Source organism: Oceanospirillum sediminis (assembly GCF_014164585.1).
GTDB lineage: Bacteria > Pseudomonadota > Gammaproteobacteria > Pseudomonadales > Halomonadaceae > Oceanospirillum > Oceanospirillum sediminis.
On record NZ_JACJFM010000244.1, the window covers coordinates 1 to 353 of the forward strand.

Consider the following 353-nt stretch of genomic DNA (forward strand, 5'->3'; position numbering starts at 1 on the left):
TCTTGCTAAAAACCAAAACAAAACCGATTGAATCGCACTATACTGTATAAGCATAGTAGATGTGGGTTCTAAACTAATATTGGCTACAGGGGGCATTTTTATTGTTTCTTGAGAACTCTGGTTATTAAATATTTTTACAAAGTTATCATAGCCTTCTGCAGGTGAAGTATCCGCAAGAATTAGTCGCAATCCTTGCTCTATTTCTGATAGTGAGAATACATTTTTAAATACACCGACCACAATTGCTCCTGCCAAATGTTTTCGTGCATATCTCTTCTTGATTGGAGCCTCAATAATCCCTGCTTTAAAATAATTATGCATCATTGTCTTGGTAATTTTTTCCTCAATCATGG

At 35.1% G+C, this 353-nt stretch carries 1 protein-coding gene; it reads right to left on the reverse strand.

Annotated features, from left to right (window positions below):
• On the reverse strand, window positions 1–353 hold a 353-nt coding region (locus H4O21_RS24755; protein WP_182812609.1), incomplete at both ends, for a DUF1836 domain-containing protein.